We start from the raw sequence: 15,991 nt of genomic DNA on the forward strand, positions 1-15,991 counted from the left end.
TTGAAGGGAGACTATTCGCATGGCAAGAGAGTTCTCCTTGAAAAATACACGTAACATCGGGATCATGGCGCATATTGACGCTGGTAAGACGACCACCACAGAGCGGATCTTGTTCTATACCGGTCGTACGCACAAAATCGGGGAAGTTCACGAGGGTGCTGCTACGATGGACTGGATGGAGCAAGAGCAGGAGCGCGGAATCACAATTACGTCCGCTGCTACAACCGCTCAGTGGAAAGGTCATCGCGTTAATATTATCGACACCCCGGGGCACGTTGACTTCACAGTAGAAGTTGAACGTTCCCTTCGTGTATTGGATGGGGCAGTAGGTGTATTCAGTGCGAAAGAGGGCGTTGAACCTCAGTCGGAAACCGTATGGAGACAAGCAGACCGTTACGGTGTACCGCGGATCGCATATGTGAACAAAATGGATATTATCGGCGCTGACTTCTTGAATGTTGTAAAAGACATGAGAGATCGTCTGCAAGCGAATGCGGTAGCGATTCAGCTTCCGATTGGTGCAGAAGCTGACTTCATCGGCATCATCGATCTTGTCGAGGAAAAAGCTTATATGTATAAGGATGACCTCGGCCAGAACATCGAAGAAGCTGAGATTCCAGCCGAATACAAAGATCAAGTTGAAGAGCTTCGCAACGAGCTTATCGAGAAGGTAGCTGAGCTGGACGAAGATCTGACCATGAAATACCTTGAAGGTGAAGAAATCACGGTTGAGGAGCTGAAAGCTGCTCTGCGCAAAGGTGTAGTAGAGGTTAAAATCTTCCCTGTAATCTGCGGATCTTCTTATCGTAACAAAGGTGTTCAGCTGATGCTTGACGCTGTTATCGACTATCTGCCGGCTCCAGTTGACGTACCGGACATCAAGGGTACCCTTGAAGACGGAACGGAAGTAAGCCGCAAATCTGCCGATGAAGAGCCATTTGCTGCTCTGGCGTTCAAAATCATGACGGACCCTTATGTTGGTAAGCTGACGTTCTTCCGTGTGTATTCCGGTATTCTGCAATCCGGCTCTTACGTACTGAATGCAACGAAAGGCAAGCGCGAGCGTATCGGTCGTATCCTTCAGATGCATGCGAACAGCCGTCAAGAAATCAACCAGGTTTATGCTGGTGATATCGCGGCAGCTGTAGGTTTGAAAGATACCGGTACAGGTGATACACTGTGTGATGAGAAGCATCCAGTTATTCTGGAGTCCATGAACTTCCCGGATCCGGTTATCGAAATCGCAGTTGAGCCTAAAACAAAAGCCGACCAGGATAAAATGGGTGTGGCCCTCGGTAAGTTGACAGAAGAGGATCCAACGCTTCGCGCTCATACGGATGAGGAAACCGGCCAAACGATTCTGGCAGGTATGGGTGAGCTTCACCTTGATATCATCATCGACCGTATGCGTCGTGAGTTCAAGGTTGAGACCAACGTTGGTAAGCCTCAGGTTGCTTATCGCGAAACCTTCCGCAAGCCAGGGCGTGTTGAAGGTAAATTCGTCCGTCAGTCCGGTGGTCGTGGTCAATACGGTCACGTATGGGTTGAGTTCGAACCTCTCGAAGCGGGTAGCGGCAACCAGTTCGACAGCAAGATCGTCGGCGGTGCTGTACCTAGAGAATATATTGGACCAGCACAACAAGGTATTGAAGAGCAGATGAAGAACGGTGTACTTGCCGGCTTCCCGCTTGTAGACGTTAAAGCTACAATCGTTGACGGTTCTTACCATGATGTTGACTCCAATGAAATGGCGTTCAAAATCGCCGGTTCTATGGCTTTGAAAGCGGCGAAGGATGTATGTAGTCCTGTCCTGCTTGAGCCAATCATGAAAGTAGAAGTTACCGTGCCTGAGGAATACATGGGCGACGTAATGGGTATGCTGAACTCCCGCCGTGGACGTATCGAAGGTATGGACTCCCGTGGCGGTACGCAAATTATCCGTGCGAAAGTGCCTCTCTCCGAAATGTTCGGTTACTCTACAACTCTTCGTTCCGGTACACAAGGCCGCGGCGTATTCTCGATGGAACTCTCCCATTACGAAGAAGTTCCTAAGAATATCTCCGATGAAATTGTGACCAAGTTCAAAGGCGCAGAGTAATAAGTTTCACCTGCTGGATTAGGAGACGGGATGATCGTCCCGTTCATTCCGTTCCAGCCTAACATATATATCCCCTTAAGGAGGAATTGTTCAAATGGCAAAGGCTAAATACGAACGTACGAAACCCCATGTTAACATCGGTACTATCGGTCACGTTGACCATGGTAAAACAACTTTGACTGCTGCAATCACTACTGTATTGTCCAAAAGATACGGCGGTGCTGCTGTAGCATTCGACCAAATCGACAAAGCTCCTGAAGAGCGCGAGCGCGGTATCACAATCTCCACAGCTCACGTTGAATACGAAACTGATACTCGTCACTATGCACACGTTGACTGCCCAGGTCACGCTGACTATGTTAAAAACATGATCACTGGTGCTGCTCAAATGGACGGCGCAATCTTGGTTGTATCCGCAGCTGACGGCCCAATGCCGCAAACTCGCGAACACATCCTGCTGTCCCGTCAGGTAGGCGTTCCTTACATCGTTGTATTCCTGAACAAATGCGACATGGTAGAAGACGAAGAGCTTCTGGAACTGGTTGAAATGGAAGTTCGTGACCTGCTGAGCGAATATGACTTCCCAGGCGACGACACTCCAATCACTCGTGGTTCCGCTCGTGAAGCGCTGCAAAACCCAGATGGTCCTTGGGCTGACAAAATCGTTGAAATGTTCAAAACCATCGACGAGTACATCCCACTGCCAGAGCGCGACACTGAGAAGCCTTTCTTGATGCCTGTTGAGGACGTATTCTCCATCACAGGTCGTGGTACTGTTGCTACTGGTCGTGTAGAGCGCGGTACGATCAAAGTTGGTGACGAGATTGAAATCGTGGGTATCGCTGAAGAGACTCGCAAATCCGTTGTTACGGGCGTTGAGATGTTCCGTAAATTGCTGGATTCCGCACAAGCTGGTGACAACATCGGCGCATTGCTTCGCGGTGTTGAGCGTACTCAAATCGAGCGCGGTCAAGTACTTGCTAAGCCTGCATCCGTTAAACCACACACGGAGTTCACTGCTCAAGTATACGTACTGAGCAAAGAAGAGGGCGGACGTCATAAGCCTTTCTTCACTGGCTACCGTCCACAGTTCTACTTCCGTACTACGGACGTAACTGGCGTAATCAACCTGCCAGAAGGAACTGACATGGTAATGCCTGGTGACAACATCACCGTTACCGTTCAACTGATCGCTCCAATCGCGATCGAAGAAGGTACGAAGTTCTCCATCCGTGAAGGCGGCCGTACTGTAGGTGCTGGTTCCGTTGCTTCCATCATTAAGTAATTAACGCTTATTCCATAAGCGATCGATATGCAACAGTGTACTGTAACGAGCAACAATGTGATGTAACGATAAGAGAGTCCGGCCCTCAAGGCCGGGCTCTTTTTCTGTGACAACTTCCTTCTATATATATGATAGAATTTGCGAAGCAATTCCTGTCCCGTGTTTAAGACGGGGGACGGAGATCTATACTGATAACAGCCAATACATGGCTTTTCATGAATTATGATTTAATGCTTGCAATACGCCTATCTTTTCTATATAATAGTGAATGTTGTTCTGCGACGTTGCGATGATGTGAGAGGTTACCGACACACCCGGCCCCTTTGCCATGAGGAGGGTGATCGGAAAATTTTCACGGAGTATGTCCGATACCAAATTGGGCGATAGAAGGAGGGAATAAAATGGCAAAGCAAAAAATTCGTATTCGCTTGAAAGCATACGACCACAGAATTCTTGATCAATCCGCTGAGAAAATCGTTGAGACAGCTAAACGTTCGGGTGCTGGTGTTTCCGGTCCGATCCCGCTTCCAACTGAGAAACAAGTAATTACCATTCTCCGTGCGGTGCACAAGTATAAGGATTCTCGGGAACAGTTCGAGATGCGTACTCATAAACGCTTGATCGATATCGTGAACCCGACTCCACAAACTGTGGATGCCTTGATGCGCTTGGACCTGCCGTCCGGTGTAGATATCGAAATCAAACTGTAATTGCATAATGAATTAGTGAAAAGAAAAGAGGTGTCAACATGAAAGGTATCTTAGGTAGAAAACTCGGAATGACTCAAGTGTTTACTCCAGAAGGTAATGTAATCCCTGTAACGGTTATCGAAGCAGGTCCTTGTGTTGTTCTGCAGAAAAAAGATCTTGAGAACGATGGATACGAAGCGATCCAGGTTGGTTTCGCTGATAAGAAAGAGCAACGTGCCAACAAACCAGAAGCAGGACATGCGAAAAAAGCAAATACTGCACCTAAGCGCTACGTTCGCGAAATTCGCGGTGTTGACCTCGCGAGTGTCGAGGTCGGCCAGGAGCTGAAGGCAGATGTCTTCTCCGAAGGCGAATTTGTTGACGTAACCGGTATTTCCAAGGGTAAAGGTTTCCAAGGTGTTATCAAGCGTTGGGGACAAAGCCGCGGACCAATGTCTCACGGTTCCCGTTATCATCGCAGACCAGGTTCCATGGGTTCGATCCAGGCTAACCGTGTTCCTAAAGGAAAACGCCTGCCAGGTCACATGGGCCACGAAACAGTTACCATCCAAAAGCTTGAAGTGATCAAGGTAGACGCTGAGCGTAACGTTATCCTTGTTAAAGGTTCCGTTCCAGGACCGAAAAAAGGCTTTGTGCAAATTAAAGAAACGGTGAAGAAATAATCACCTAAAGAAAGGAGGAGCAAACAATGCCTAAAGTAGCACTTTATAATGTCAGCGGTAGCCAAGTTGGCGAAGTAGAACTGAATGAAGCGGTATTCGGGATTGAGCCGAACGTGCATGTTATGCACAGTGCAGTATTGCTGCAGCGCGCTTCCCTTCGTCGCGGTACGCATAAAGTAAAAGGACGTTCTGAAGTACGCGGCGGCGGTCGTAAGCCTTGGAAACAAAAAGGCACAGGACGCGCTCGTCAAGGATCGATCCGTGCACCACAATGGAAAGGCGGCGGTACCGTATTCGGACCAACTCCGCGCAGCTATTCCTTCAAACTTCCTAAGAAAGTTCGTCGTCTGGCGATCAAATCCGCTTTGTCTTCTAAAGTGAACGACAATGCAATTATCGTACTGGATCAATTGACGCTGAATGCGCCAAAAACGAAAGAGTTTGCAAGCATCCTGAGCAACCTTAAAGTAGGACGTAAAGCTCTGATCGTTGCTCCTAGCTACGATGACAACGTTGCCCTTTCCGCTCGTAACATTCCGGGAGTGAAGTTTGTAGCGGCTGATGGCATTAATGTTCTTGACGTACTGTCGTACGATCAACTGATCATTACGAAAGAAGCAGTTCAGAAGGTAGAGGAGGTGCTCGCGTAATGAAGGACCCACGCGATATTATCAAGCGCCCGGTGATCACGGAACGTACGGCTGACTACATGGCAGATCTGAAATATGCTTTTGAAGTTGATATTCGTGCGAACAAAACCGAGATCAAACAAGCTGTTGAATCCATTTTCAAAGTGAAAGTTTCGAATGTGAATACGATGCGTGTTCCGGCGAAGCCGAAACGCTATGGCCGTTATTCCGGTTACACTTCCGAATGGAAGAAAGCGATCGTAACGCTTACTCCGGACAGCAAGCCGCTCGAATTCTTTGAATCTGCAGAATAACAATTTCTTGAGTAAGGAGGGAAAACACAGTGCCTATTAAAAAGTATAAACCGACATCCCCGGCTCGCCGTAACATGTCCGTGTCGACTTTCGAAGAGATCACCACGAACAAGCCGGAGAAATCGCTTTTGGCGCCGCTGAGCAAAACAGCTGGCCGCAATAACCAAGGTAAAATTACGGTTCGTCATCATGGCGGCGGACATAAACGTAAATACCGGATCATCGACTTCAAACGTAACAAAGACGGCATTCCAGGTCGCGTTGCTACGATTGAGTACGATCCAAACCGTACTTCCAATATCGCTCTGATTCACTACGCAGACGGAGAGAAGCGCTACATCATCGCTCCTAAAGGTCTGAAAGTAGGAGATCAAGTTGTTTCCGGCGTAGGTGCCGACATCAAAATCGGTAACGCACTGCCGCTTGAGAACATTCCGGTGGGTACTGTTATCCACAATATCGAATTGAAGCCAGGCAAAGGCGGACAATTGGTTCGCGCTGCTGGTACAGAAGCACAGCTTCTCGGTAAAGAAGATAAATACGTAACGATTCGTTTGTCTTCCGGTGAAGTTCGTCACATCCTGAAAACTTGCCGTGCAACCATCGGTTCTGTGGGTAACCAAGACCATGAGTTGATCAAAATCGGTAAAGCAGGCCGCAGCCGCTGGCTCGGACAGCGTCCTGAAGTGCGCGGGGTTGTTATGAACCCTAACGATCACCCTCACGGTGGTGGTGAAGGCCGCGCTCCAATCGGACGTAAGTCTCCTATGTCTCCTTGGGGTAAACCAACCCTTGGTTACAAAACCCGTAAAAAAGGCAAAGCTTCTGACAAATATATCGTTCGCCGCCGCACGAAGTAATGCGCTCACTCGCATAGCTTCGTGAAGTGCCGAAGGTAACGAGATCATTTGGTGAAGGGAGGATTTCTATATGAGCCGCAGTTTGAAAAAAGGACCTTTCGTCGACGGATACCTGCTTAAAAAAGTAGAGGAAATGAACAGCTCGAACAAAAAGGCTGTGATCAAAACTTGGTCCCGCCGTTCCACTATTTTCCCGCAATTTATCGGTCACACGTTCGGTGTATATGACGGCCGCAAGCATGTGCCTGTATATGTAACAGAGGACATGGTAGGACACAAGTTGGGTGAGTTTGCTCCAACTCGTACTTACAAAGGTCACGAAGACGATAAGAAAACGAGAAGATAATTAACGAAGCTCTTTGTTTGAGAGGAGGTTAAACAATGGAAGCAAAAGCACATGCAAGATCGATTCGGATTGCTCCTCGTAAAGCTCAACTCGTAGTTGACTTGATCCGCGGCAAGCAAGTCGGCGAAGCGATCGCAATTCTTCGTCACACTCCAAAGGCTGCATCTCCAATCGTGGAGAAGTTGCTGAACTCGGCTGTTGCGAATGCTGAGCACAACTACTCTTTGGATGTTAATAAATTGGTTGTAACCCAAGCTTATGTTAACCAAGGTCCGACCATGAAACGTTTCCGCCCACGTGCGATGGGACGTGCAAGCCGGATTAACAAACGCACCAGCCATATTACTTTGGTGGTAGCTGAAAAATAAGGAGGGAAAACGTGTGGGCCAAAAGGTAAATCCAGTAGGACTCCGTATCGGTATTATCCGTGATTGGGAATCCAAATGGTATGCAGGCAAAGATTTCGGTGATCTTTTGCTGGAAGACGTGAAAATCCGTGAATACCTGAAAAATAAATTGAAAGACTCCGCTGTATCCCGTATTGAAATCGAGAGAGCGGCAAACCGTGTGAACGTGACGATCCACACTGCGAAACCAGGCATGGTTATCGGTAAAGGTGGTTCCGAGGTAGAAGTGCTGCGCGGACAAGTGACTAAAATCGCTGGCGGCAAAAAAGTTCACATCAACATTTCTGAAATTAAAAACCCTGAACTGGACGCAATTCTTGTTGCTGAAAGCATTGCACAACAGCTGGAACGTCGTGTATCTTTCCGTCGTGCACTGAAACAAGCAATTCAAAGAACGATGCGTGCAGGAGCGAAGGGGATCAAAACATCGGTCAGCGGACGTCTTGGCGGAGCCGAGATTGCTCGTACGGAAGGCTACAGTGAAGGAACTGTTCCACTTCATACGCTTCGTGCAGACATCGACTATGGTACAGCAGAAGCGCATACGACTTACGGCCGTATCGGCGTGAAAGTATGGATCTATCGTGGAGAGGTTCTTCCTACGGCTAAGAAACAAGCTGCTCAGGAAGGAGGCAACTAATCATGTTGGTACCAAAGCGCGTAAAACACCGCAAGCAACAACGCGGTAATATGAGAGGTAGAGCTAAAGGCGGTACTGAAGTACTCTTCGGTGAATTCGGTCTGCAAGCTACGGAACCAGGTTGGATCACCAACCGTCAGATCGAAGCTGCCCGTATTGCTATGACTCGTTACATCCGCCGGGGTGGTAAAGTATGGATCAAAATCTTCCCGGATAAGCCGATCACTCAGAAGCCTCTCGAGGTTCGTATGGGTAGCGGTAAAGGTAACGTTGAGAAATGGGTTGCTGTTGTTAAACCAGGCAAAGTCATGTTTGAACTTGGAGGCGTGTCCGAGGAAATCGCCCGCGAAGCGATGCGTCTCGCCGCTCACAAGCTGCCTGTGAAAACGAAGTTTGTGAAACGAGAAGAAGTGGGTGGTGAAGCAAATGAAAGCTAATGAACTGCGCAACTTAACCACTGCAGAAATCGAGCAAAAAATCGCCGGATTTAAAGAGGAACTCTTTAACCTCCGTTTTCAATTGGCTACAGGCCAGCTTGACAATCCAACTCGGATTCGTGACGTTCGCAAAGAAATAGCTCGTGCTAAAACCGTTATCCGTGAAAGAGAACTTGGGATTAGTTAATGAAACGGACATGTGAGTGTCTGGATTCAGGAAGGAGGCTAACAAATGAGCGAAGAACGCAATGCTCGTAAAGTGCAAATCGGTAAAGTCGTCAGTGACAAAATGGATAAAACCATCGTTGTAGCTGTTGAGACGTATAAGAAGCATGACTTGTACCACAAGCGCATTAAATACACGAAGAAATTTAAAGCGCATGATGAGAACAATGAAGCTCAAATCGGAGATACCGTTAAAATCATGGAAACTCGCCCTCTCTCCAAAGACAAGCGCTGGAGACTGGTTGAAGTGGTCGAAAAAGCGGTTATCATCTAACTTGTAATCAGTTTGTCCGAAAGGAGGAAATTGAAATGATTCAACCATTTACACGTTTGGCTGTGGCCGACAACTCTGGTGCGAAGGAACTGATGTGTATCCGCGTATTGGGTGGAACGGGTCGCCGTACAGCTCAAATCGGTGATCTGATCGTATGCTCCGTCAAACAAGCAACACCAGGAGGCGTTGTCAAAAAGGGTGACGTTGTTAGAGCGGTTGTTGTTCGTACGAAACGTTCTGTGCGTCGTAAGGACGGATCCTACATCTCTTTTGACGAGAATGCAGCGGTTGTAGTGAAAGAAGACAGAAGCCCACGCGGAACTCGTATTTTCGGACCAGTTGCTCGCGAACTTCGCGAAAGAGACTACATGAAAATCGTTTCCTTGGCTCCGGAAGTTATCTAATAGCACGGACAAGTAAGAAGAACTGGCTAGTCATAGGAGGTGTAACGAATGGCTAATGTGAAAAAAGTTCTGGAATCCCATAACAATAAACTGCACGTGAAGAAGGACGACACAGTTATTGTTATCAGCGGTAAGGACAAAGGCAAGAAAGGCCGTGTCATTGCTGCGTACCCTCGGGAGAACCGCGTTCTGGTTGAAGGTGTGAACATGATCAAGAAGCACCAAAAGCCGAACCAAGCGAACCCTCAAGGCGGGATTATTGAAAAAGAGGCTCCGATCCATGTCTCGAACGTCATGCACGTTGATCCGAAGAGCGGAAAAGTAACCCGTATCGGTTACAAGGTACTCGACAACGGCAAGAAAGTTCGCGTCGCGAAAAGATCCGGAGAAGTTCTTGATAAATAAGACTTGTTAAGAAAGGAGGTCCTTGAATCATGGCAGCAAGAATGAAAGAACGTTTTCTGAACGAAGTAACTCCTGCGCTGATGCAGAAGTTTAACTATAAAACAGTAATGCAAGTACCAAAAATCGAGAAGGTTGTCATCAACATGGGTGTAGGTGACGCTGTAGCGAACTCGAAGGTGCTTGATTCCGCTGTAAACGACATGCAGCTGATCGCTGGTCAAAAGCCGGTTATCACTCGTGCGAAAAAATCCATCGCAGGCTTCAAACTGCGTGAGAACATGCCAATCGGGGTAAAAGTAACCCTGCGCGGTGAGCGCATGTACTACTTCCTCGACAAGCTGTTCAACGTTACGCTTCCGCGTGTACGTGACTTCCAAGGTGTATCCACCAAGGCGTTTGACGGACGTGGAAACTATACGCTCGGCTTGAAAGAACAACTCATTTTCCCTGAAATTGAGTATGACAAAGTGGATAAAGTTCGCGGTATGGACATCGTTATCGTAACGACAGCAAAAACCGACGAAGAATCCCGTGAACTGCTTGCTCAACTGGGCATGCCTTTTGCGAAATAAGACGGTTGTCCCTTTTCTCCGAAACTATTTAGGAGGTGTCAGGCTAAGTGGCAAAAACTTCGATGAAAGTTAAACAACAACGCACACCTAAGTTCAAAGTACGGGCTTATACTCGTTGTGAGCGTTGTGGTCGTCCACATTCGGTACTGCAGAAGTTTAAGATTTGCAGAATTTGTTTCCGTGAATTAGCTTATAAAGGCCAGATTCCTGGCGTGAAAAAAGCAAGCTGGTAAGAAGTTTATAACCGGGAAGGAGGTTTATCCTACATGACTATGTCCGATCCAATTGCAGATATGCTAACTCGTATTCGTAACGCGAACACGGTTCGCCACGAAACGGTAGAAATGCCTGCTTCGACGATTAAGAAACAAATCGCTGAAATTTTGAAGCGTGAAGGTTTCATCCGTGATGCGGAGTTTGTGGAAGATAACAAACAAGGGATCATCCGTGTATTCCTTAAGTACGGCGCAAACAACGAACGTGTCATCACAGGTCTGAAAAGAATCAGTAAACCAGGTCTTCGCGTTTACACGAAGAGCAATGAAGTTCCTCGTGTTCTCGGTGGACTGGGTATCGCGATCATCTCCACATCCAAGGGAGTTATGACCGACAAAGAAGCTCGTCAAGCCAAAGCTGGCGGAGAAGTTCTCTGCTACGTATGGTAATCAACGTCACAAGATAGGAGGTGTAACTGTATGTCCCGTATTGGTCGTAAACCAATTGCAATCCCAAGCGGTGTAGATGTTACATTGGATAACAATGTCATCACGGTGAAAGGACCGAAAGGAACCCTGACTCGTGTACTGCATAAAGATATGCAAATTACTGTAGAAAATAACGAAATTAATGTTGTGCGTCCATCCGACAACAAAATGCATCGTTCTCTTCACGGCACAACCCGCAGCGTTGTCTCGAATATGGTTAGCGGTGTAACAGAAGGCTTCTCGAAGAACCTTGAACTGGTTGGCGTCGGATACCGTGCCAGCAAGTCCGGAGACAAAATCGTACTGAACGTGGGTTACTCCCACCCAGTAGAAATTGCACCGGAAGCCGGCATCGAGTTCGAAGTAGCTGGAAACACCAAAATTACAGTTAAAGGTATCGATAAAGAGCGTGTAGGTGCATACGCTGCTAAGATCCGTTCTGTACGTGAGCCTGAGCCTTACAAAGGCAAAGGGATCAAATACGAAGGCGAACGCATTATCCGTAAGGAAGGTAAAGCCGGTAAGAAGAAATAAGCTGCTTGACGCTTCGGTTATCCGATGGCTAGTTAAGCAATTTCTTCTTACTTACCCCATGCGTCTAAAAGTGAAGCTGTCATGGCAAAACTGAAGGGAGTGAAAGGGAAGCATGATCACGAAACAAGACAAGAACAAAGCGCGCTTGAAAAGACACCTTCGTGTCCGTAAGAAAATTCAAGGCACGGCTGAGCGTCCTCGTCTGAACGTATTCCGTTCTTCGAAGCACATCTACGCTCAACTGATCGATGATGTAGCTGGCGTAACATTGGCATCGGCTTCTACGCTTGATAAAGAATTGAGCGGTGACATTCAAAACGGCGGTAACGTTGAGTCCGCACGCAAAGTCGGAGCTCTTGTAGCTAAACGCGCTACGGAAAAAGGCTATAAGTCGGTTGTATTCGACCGCGGTGGATACTTGTACCATGGACGTATTCAAGCACTGGCAGAGGCTGCTCGTGAAGAAGGCCTTGAATTCTAACTTATTTACAAAAGGAGGTAAACGACTTGCGTATAGATCCTAACACTTTGGAACTGACTGAAAGAGTAGTAAACATTAACCGCGTCGCTAAGGTTGTTAAAGGCGGACGCCGCTTCAGCTTTAGCGCACTGGTAGTTGTCGGTGACGGTAAAGGTTGGGTAGGAGCAGGTATCGGTAAAGCAGGCGAAGTACCGGATGCCATCCGCAAAGGTATTGAGGATGCTAAGAAAAACCTGATCCATGTTCCACTCGTTGGAACCACCATTCCTCACCTTGTACAAGGTCACTTCGGAGCAGGTAAAGTATTGCTTAAACCAGCTTCTGAAGGTACCGGGGTTATCGCTGGCGGACCGGTTCGTGCCGTGCTCGAGCTGGCTGGCGTAGGCGACATTTTGACAAAATCTCTAGGTTCTTCGAACTCCATGAACATGGTCAATGCGACTTTGGAAGGGTTGTCCCGCCTGAAGCGTGCTGAAGATGTTGCCAAGCTTCGCGGCAAATCCGTCGAAGAGCTGTTGGGTTAAGGAGGGAATCTCATGGCTAAACTTGAAATCACCCTCGTGCGCAGCGTGATTGGACGTCCAGAGGATCAGCGTGCAACTGTGAAAACACTTGGACTTCGTAAAATCAACCATTCCGTGGTTCAAAACGACAATCCTGCGATTCGCGGAATGATCAAGAAAGTAAATCACCTGGTTTCTGTTAAAGAAATCGAAGGTTAATCCCGGGTGCTTCCCGGATACATTAAGGAGGTGCAACGAACGATGAAGTTACATGAGCTGAGCCCAGCGGCTGGTTCCCGCAAAGAGCGCAAACGCGTTGGTCGCGGTACGAGCAGCGGCACGGGTAAAACATCAGGTCGAGGTCATAAAGGACAAAACGCTCGTTCCGGCGGTGGTGTACGTCCAGGCTTCGAAGGCGGACAGAACCCGTTGTATCGTCGTCTTCCGAAGCGCGGTTTCGTAAACCCTACACGGAAAGAGTACGCGATTGTGAACATCGAAGAGCTTAACAGCTTTGCAGCAGGTACTGAAGTGACTCCAGAAGTTTTGGTCGAAAACGGTATTGTGAAAAATACGAAGAGCGGCATCAAAATTCTTGGCAATGGCGAAGTTACCGTTTCATTGACTGTAAAAGCTAATAAGTTTTCTCAATCTGCGGTAGAGAAGATCGAGGCTGCCGGCGGTAAAACCGAGGTGATCTAATGTTTAAGACCCTGCAAAATATATGGCGTGTCGAGGACCTTCGCAAACGGATCCTGTTCACCCTGTTCGTACTGATTATTTTCCGTATCGGATCGTTTGTACCGGTTCCAGGTGTCAATAAAGACGTCTTTACTCAGGCGAATCAGGCAGGAAATGAATTGTTTGGTCTACTCAACACGTTCTCGGGGGGCGCGCTATCGCAGTTTTCGATCTTCGCCCTTTCGATATTCCCATATATTACAGCGTCCATTATCGTGCAGCTATTGTCGATGGACGTCATTCCGAAGTTCGCGGAGTGGAACAAACAAGGGGAACATGGTAAAAAGCAGTTGGCTCAGATTACTCGTTATGGTACGGTATTACTGGGTCTCATCCAGGCCTTCGCGTTGTCCATCGGGTTTAACCGGATGTACGGCATGGATATGGTGCCAGGAGCAACCTTTATTGATTTCGTTGTGATCGCGATCGTGCTTACCGCGGGTACTGCGTTCTTGATGTGGCTCGGTGAGCAGATTACGGAACGTGGAATTGGTAACGGGATTTCGATTATTATCTTTGCCGGTATCGCAGCTGGGATTCCAATGCATATCCGCACACTGGTCGAGTCGAACTTCATTCAGGATAATCAAGTCTTCCTGAACTCGCTGAAGGCGATCATTATCCTTCTCATTCTGATTCTGATCATTGCCGGTGTTGTATTCATCCAGCAAGGGATCCGCAAGATCCCGGTACAATACGCGAAGCGTGTTGTGGGCAACAAGATGTATGGCGGGCAGAATACACATATTCCGCTCAAAATTAACGCTGCAGGCGTTATTCCGGTCATCTTCGCCATGTCCTTGCTTCAGTTCCCGGTGATCTTGGCGAGCTTCTGGGCACATATGGCTTGGGCCAGATGGGTTGATGCCAACCTGGCATATGACAGCCCACTCGGAATGGTGCTTTATGTTCTTATGATCATTGGTTTCACGTTCTTCTATACATTCGTACAGATGAACCCGAACCAAATGGCCGAGAACATGAAGAAGAACGGCGGCTACATCCCGGGCATTCGCCCAGGTAAAGCTACTGAGAAGTATCTGACTCGGGTAATGACCCGCTTGACAATGACAGGAGCATTGTTCCTGGCTGTAATCTCCGTGATGCCGGTATTCTTCGGCGCTCTTGCCGGGCTTCCGCGTACGGTACAAATCGGCGGTACCTCCTTGCTGATCGTAGTCGGTGTTGCACTGGATACGATGAAGCAAATCGAGAGCCAGCTGATCAAGCGTCATTACAAAGGGTTTATCAATAAATAGGCGATAGGTTCCGGCGAGTAGGTTTACTGCTTCCCGGCGCCTATTGTGTTGTTCTTGCTTGTCAAGCAAGGGGAGGGAGTGACGTAAGGTGAACATCTTATTCATGGGTCCTCCTGGGGCAGGAAAAGGAACACAAGCAGAGCATATCGTGAATGAATTCGGCATTCCGCATATTTCAACAGGCGATGCTTTTCGTCTGGCGATCAAGCAAGGAACTCCTGTTGGAATCAAGGCGAAGGAATATATCGATCAAGGCCTGCTGGTACCTGATGATGTGACAATCGGAATCGTGGAAGAAAGATTGCAGCAGTCCGATTGCGAAAAAGGTTTCTTATTGGATGGTTTTCCAAGAACCCTTTCGCAAGCGGAAGCGCTGGATGAAATTCTGGCACGCCTGAGCACTCAGCTTGACCATGTCATCAACCTGAAAGTGGATCGGGATAAGCTTATGGCTCGACTCACAGGTCGTCGGATTTGTAAGCAATGCGGCTCGACCTATCATGTGATCTTTAATCCTCCCAAACAGGAAGGCATTTGTGATAAATGCGGCGGTGAATTGTATCAGCGCTCCGACGATAACGAAGAGAGCGTAGGCATTCGCTTGGACGAATATATCAACAAAACAGCACCACTCCTCACGTTTTATGAGAATAAAGGTCTTTTGCGTCAAATCGATGGCGATCAGGAAATCGACGCGGTTTCCGCACAAATTGCGTCTATACTGAGAGGTTAAGGAACATGATCATTTGTAAATCCGAAACGGAACTGGGCTTGATGAGAGAGGCAGGGCGAATTGTGGCGGAATGCCACAAACTTCTCGCTGCTCACGTGGAACCGGGCATTACGACCGGGGAGCTGGACCAGCTGGCCGACAAGTTCATTCGAAGCCAAGGCGCTGTGCCATCTTTCAAAGGCTATAACGGATTTCCTTACAGCATTTGCGCATCAGTTAATGAAGAATTGGTGCATGGATTTCCAAGCAAACGCAAATTGATCGAAGGCGATATCGTCACGTTTGATATCGGTGCGCAGTACGAGGGTTACCACGGTGACTCAGCATGGACCTACCCAGTAGGCCGCATTTCCGAAGAAGCCCAGCGTTTGCTGGACGTCACGGAAGGCTCGCTCTATGCGGGACTCGCGCTAGTCAAACCGGATGTCCGCTTGTTTACGATCTCTCATGCCATCCAGCGTTATATCGAGGACGCAGGTTTATCTGTTGTCCGGGAGTATGTAGGCCATGGCGTGGGCACTGATCTGCATGAGGATCCGCAAATTCCGAACTATGGCATTCCAGATCGCGGACCAAGACTCAAACCGGGCATGGTGCTCGCAATTGAACCGATGGTCAATGCCGGTAAACGGCATGTCAAGACGCTGGAGGACAATTGGACGGTAGTCACGGTTGACGGCTCGCTGTGTGCTCACTTTGAGCATACGGTAGCAGTAACCCAGGACGGCATGGAAATCCTGACGAAGCTGCCGGAATAAGGTGATGGAC

Annotated in this window: 26 protein-coding genes; all 26 read left to right on the forward strand. The window is 48.2% G+C overall.

Annotated elements, in window-relative coordinates; translation table 11 throughout:
- Positions 1–19: 19 nt before the first annotated feature.
- On the forward strand, positions 20–2,098 hold the full coding sequence (fusA, locus tag MKX64_RS12810) for an elongation factor G (protein ID WP_095267535.1): 2,079 nt from the start codon (positions 20–22) through the stop codon (positions 2,096–2,098).
- A 94-nt stretch (positions 2,099–2,192) separates the two neighbouring features.
- Positions 2,193–3,383 (forward strand): elongation factor Tu, encoded by a 1,191-nt coding sequence (gene tuf / locus MKX64_RS12815; protein WP_095267536.1) that lies wholly within the window; start codon positions 2,193–2,195, stop codon positions 3,381–3,383.
- Between the two features lie 401 nt (positions 3,384–3,784).
- On the forward strand, positions 3,785–4,093 hold the full coding sequence (gene rpsJ / locus MKX64_RS12820) for a 30S ribosomal protein S10 (RefSeq protein ID WP_006676490.1): 309 nt from the start codon (positions 3,785–3,787) through the stop codon (positions 4,091–4,093).
- Positions 4,094–4,131: 38 nt separating this feature from the next.
- On the forward strand, positions 4,132–4,755 hold the full coding sequence (rplC, locus tag MKX64_RS12825; RefSeq protein WP_095267537.1) for a 50S ribosomal protein L3: 624 nt from the start codon (positions 4,132–4,134) through the stop codon (positions 4,753–4,755).
- A 26-nt stretch (positions 4,756–4,781) separates the two neighbouring features.
- The gene (gene rplD / locus MKX64_RS12830; RefSeq protein WP_095267538.1) at positions 4,782–5,405 is read left to right on the forward strand and encodes a 50S ribosomal protein L4; all 624 of its coding nucleotides are present in this window, start codon (positions 4,782–4,784) and stop codon (positions 5,403–5,405) included.
- A complete protein-coding gene (rplW, locus tag MKX64_RS12835; protein ID WP_095267539.1) occupies positions 5,405–5,698 on the forward strand; it encodes a 50S ribosomal protein L23 in 294 nt (97 codons plus the stop codon). Before rplD ends, rplW begins: the two co-directional genes overlap by 1 nt.
- A 29-nt stretch (positions 5,699–5,727) precedes the next feature.
- Complete coding sequence (gene rplB, locus MKX64_RS12840) at positions 5,728–6,558, forward strand: 50S ribosomal protein L2 (RefSeq protein ID WP_095267540.1); 831 nt, start codon at positions 5,728–5,730, stop codon at positions 6,556–6,558.
- Between the two features lie 70 nt (positions 6,559–6,628).
- The gene (gene rpsS / locus MKX64_RS12845) at positions 6,629–6,904 is read left to right on the forward strand and encodes a 30S ribosomal protein S19 (RefSeq protein ID WP_095267541.1); all 276 of its coding nucleotides are present in this window, start codon (positions 6,629–6,631) and stop codon (positions 6,902–6,904) included.
- Between the two features lie 35 nt (positions 6,905–6,939).
- Positions 6,940–7,272 carry a 50S ribosomal protein L22 gene (rplV, locus tag MKX64_RS12850; protein ID WP_095267542.1) on the forward strand — a complete coding sequence of 111 codons (333 nt, stop codon included), beginning with the start codon at positions 6,940–6,942 and terminating at the stop codon, positions 7,270–7,272.
- A gap of 13 nt (positions 7,273–7,285) precedes the next feature.
- Positions 7,286–7,951, forward strand: coding sequence for a 30S ribosomal protein S3 (rpsC, locus tag MKX64_RS12855; protein WP_007132563.1), 666 nt, complete (start codon positions 7,286–7,288; stop codon positions 7,949–7,951).
- A gap of 2 nt (positions 7,952–7,953) precedes the next feature.
- Positions 7,954–8,388 (forward strand): 50S ribosomal protein L16, encoded by a 435-nt coding sequence (gene rplP / locus MKX64_RS12860; protein WP_095267543.1) that lies wholly within the window; start codon positions 7,954–7,956, stop codon positions 8,386–8,388.
- Entirely contained in the window at positions 8,378–8,575 is a 198-nt protein-coding gene (gene rpmC / locus MKX64_RS12865; RefSeq protein ID WP_007132561.1) for a 50S ribosomal protein L29, read from the forward strand. Before rplP ends, rpmC begins: the two co-directional genes overlap by 11 nt.
- 45 nt (positions 8,576–8,620) lie before the next feature.
- On the forward strand, positions 8,621–8,887 hold the full coding sequence (rpsQ, locus tag MKX64_RS12870; protein WP_007132560.1) for a 30S ribosomal protein S17: 267 nt from the start codon (positions 8,621–8,623) through the stop codon (positions 8,885–8,887).
- A gap of 35 nt (positions 8,888–8,922) precedes the next feature.
- Positions 8,923–9,291: a 50S ribosomal protein L14 gene (gene rplN / locus MKX64_RS12875; protein WP_095267544.1), complete on the forward strand. Its 369-nt coding sequence runs from the start codon at positions 8,923–8,925 to the stop codon at positions 9,289–9,291.
- 48 nt (positions 9,292–9,339) lie between these two features.
- Entirely contained in the window at positions 9,340–9,696 is a 357-nt protein-coding gene (rplX, locus tag MKX64_RS12880; protein WP_095267545.1) for a 50S ribosomal protein L24, read from the forward strand.
- A gap of 29 nt (positions 9,697–9,725) precedes the next feature.
- Positions 9,726–10,268 (forward strand): 50S ribosomal protein L5, encoded by a 543-nt coding sequence (gene rplE / locus MKX64_RS12885; protein WP_095267546.1) that lies wholly within the window; start codon positions 9,726–9,728, stop codon positions 10,266–10,268.
- A 47-nt stretch (positions 10,269–10,315) separates the two neighbouring features.
- Positions 10,316–10,501, forward strand: coding sequence for a type Z 30S ribosomal protein S14 (locus MKX64_RS12890; protein WP_013312154.1), 186 nt, complete (start codon positions 10,316–10,318; stop codon positions 10,499–10,501).
- Positions 10,502–10,534: 33 nt separating this feature from the next.
- A complete protein-coding gene (rpsH, locus tag MKX64_RS12895) occupies positions 10,535–10,933 on the forward strand; it encodes a 30S ribosomal protein S8 (protein WP_095267547.1) in 399 nt (132 codons plus the stop codon).
- 30 nt (positions 10,934–10,963) lie between these two features.
- Positions 10,964–11,506 carry a 50S ribosomal protein L6 gene (rplF, locus tag MKX64_RS12900; protein ID WP_095267548.1) on the forward strand — a complete coding sequence of 181 codons (543 nt, stop codon included), beginning with the start codon at positions 10,964–10,966 and terminating at the stop codon, positions 11,504–11,506.
- Positions 11,507–11,618: 112 nt separating this feature from the next.
- Positions 11,619–11,987 carry a 50S ribosomal protein L18 gene (gene rplR, locus MKX64_RS12905; protein WP_095267549.1) on the forward strand — a complete coding sequence of 123 codons (369 nt, stop codon included), beginning with the start codon at positions 11,619–11,621 and terminating at the stop codon, positions 11,985–11,987.
- Between the two features lie 26 nt (positions 11,988–12,013).
- The gene (gene rpsE / locus MKX64_RS12910; RefSeq protein ID WP_095267550.1) at positions 12,014–12,511 is read left to right on the forward strand and encodes a 30S ribosomal protein S5; all 498 of its coding nucleotides are present in this window, start codon (positions 12,014–12,016) and stop codon (positions 12,509–12,511) included.
- 12 nt (positions 12,512–12,523) lie between these two features.
- Positions 12,524–12,709, forward strand: a complete 186-nt coding sequence (gene rpmD, locus MKX64_RS12915) for a 50S ribosomal protein L30 (protein ID WP_007132553.1) — start codon at positions 12,524–12,526, stop codon at positions 12,707–12,709.
- A 42-nt stretch (positions 12,710–12,751) separates the two neighbouring features.
- Positions 12,752–13,192 (forward strand): 50S ribosomal protein L15, encoded by a 441-nt coding sequence (rplO, locus tag MKX64_RS12920; RefSeq protein ID WP_095267551.1) that lies wholly within the window; start codon positions 12,752–12,754, stop codon positions 13,190–13,192.
- A complete protein-coding gene (gene secY, locus MKX64_RS12925; protein ID WP_095267552.1) occupies positions 13,192–14,490 on the forward strand; it encodes a preprotein translocase subunit SecY in 1,299 nt (432 codons plus the stop codon). Before rplO ends, secY begins: the two co-directional genes overlap by 1 nt.
- A gap of 88 nt (positions 14,491–14,578) precedes the next feature.
- Complete coding sequence (locus tag MKX64_RS12930; protein WP_095399119.1) at positions 14,579–15,223, forward strand: adenylate kinase; 645 nt, start codon at positions 14,579–14,581, stop codon at positions 15,221–15,223.
- 5 nt (positions 15,224–15,228) lie between these two features.
- On the forward strand, positions 15,229–15,981 hold the full coding sequence (map, locus tag MKX64_RS12935; protein ID WP_095267554.1) for a type I methionyl aminopeptidase: 753 nt from the start codon (positions 15,229–15,231) through the stop codon (positions 15,979–15,981).
- Positions 15,982–15,991 lie beyond the last annotated feature (10 nt).

The sequence above is a fragment of the Paenibacillus sp. FSL M8-0334 genome (assembly GCF_038000405.1).
Lineage (GTDB): Bacteria > Bacillota > Bacilli > Paenibacillales > Paenibacillaceae > Paenibacillus_AQ > Paenibacillus_AQ campinasensis.

Bases quoted from the DNA above. Each gene is read 5' to 3' on its own strand.
- rplD (WP_095267538.1), top strand. From the start codon at position 4,782: ATGCCTAAAGTAGCACTTTATAATGTCAGCGGTAGCCAAGTTGGCGAA.
- rplX (WP_095267545.1), top strand. From the start codon at position 9,340: ATGGCTAATGTGAAAAAAGTTCTGGAATCCCATAACAATAAACTGCAC.
- rpsS (WP_095267541.1), top strand. From the start codon at position 6,629: ATGAGCCGCAGTTTGAAAAAAGGACCTTTCGTCGACGGATACCTGCTT.
- map (WP_095267554.1), top strand. From the start codon at position 15,229: ATGATCATTTGTAAATCCGAAACGGAACTGGGCTTGATGAGAGAGGCA.
- rpmD (WP_007132553.1), top strand. From the start codon at position 12,524: ATGGCTAAACTTGAAATCACCCTCGTGCGCAGCGTGATTGGACGTCCA.
- rpsJ (WP_006676490.1), top strand. From the start codon at position 3,785: ATGGCAAAGCAAAAAATTCGTATTCGCTTGAAAGCATACGACCACAGA.
- rpsH (WP_095267547.1), top strand. From the start codon at position 10,535: ATGACTATGTCCGATCCAATTGCAGATATGCTAACTCGTATTCGTAAC.
- rplP (WP_095267543.1), top strand. From the start codon at position 7,954: ATGTTGGTACCAAAGCGCGTAAAACACCGCAAGCAACAACGCGGTAAT.
- rplO (WP_095267551.1), top strand. From the start codon at position 12,752: ATGAAGTTACATGAGCTGAGCCCAGCGGCTGGTTCCCGCAAAGAGCGC.
- tuf (WP_095267536.1), top strand. From the start codon at position 2,193: ATGGCAAAGGCTAAATACGAACGTACGAAACCCCATGTTAACATCGGT.
- rpsQ (WP_007132560.1), top strand. From the start codon at position 8,621: ATGAGCGAAGAACGCAATGCTCGTAAAGTGCAAATCGGTAAAGTCGTC.
- rplV (WP_095267542.1), top strand. From the start codon at position 6,940: ATGGAAGCAAAAGCACATGCAAGATCGATTCGGATTGCTCCTCGTAAA.
- fusA (WP_095267535.1), top strand. From the start codon at position 20: ATGGCAAGAGAGTTCTCCTTGAAAAATACACGTAACATCGGGATCATG.
- rplR (WP_095267549.1), top strand. From the start codon at position 11,619: ATGATCACGAAACAAGACAAGAACAAAGCGCGCTTGAAAAGACACCTT.
- rplN (WP_095267544.1), top strand. From the start codon at position 8,923: ATGATTCAACCATTTACACGTTTGGCTGTGGCCGACAACTCTGGTGCG.
- rpmC (WP_007132561.1), top strand. From the start codon at position 8,378: ATGAAAGCTAATGAACTGCGCAACTTAACCACTGCAGAAATCGAGCAA.
- rplW (WP_095267539.1), top strand. From the start codon at position 5,405: ATGAAGGACCCACGCGATATTATCAAGCGCCCGGTGATCACGGAACGT.
- rplE (WP_095267546.1), top strand. From the start codon at position 9,726: ATGGCAGCAAGAATGAAAGAACGTTTTCTGAACGAAGTAACTCCTGCG.
- secY (WP_095267552.1), top strand. From the start codon at position 13,192: ATGTTTAAGACCCTGCAAAATATATGGCGTGTCGAGGACCTTCGCAAA.
- rplC (WP_095267537.1), top strand. From the start codon at position 4,132: ATGAAAGGTATCTTAGGTAGAAAACTCGGAATGACTCAAGTGTTTACT.
- rplF (WP_095267548.1), top strand. From the start codon at position 10,964: ATGTCCCGTATTGGTCGTAAACCAATTGCAATCCCAAGCGGTGTAGAT.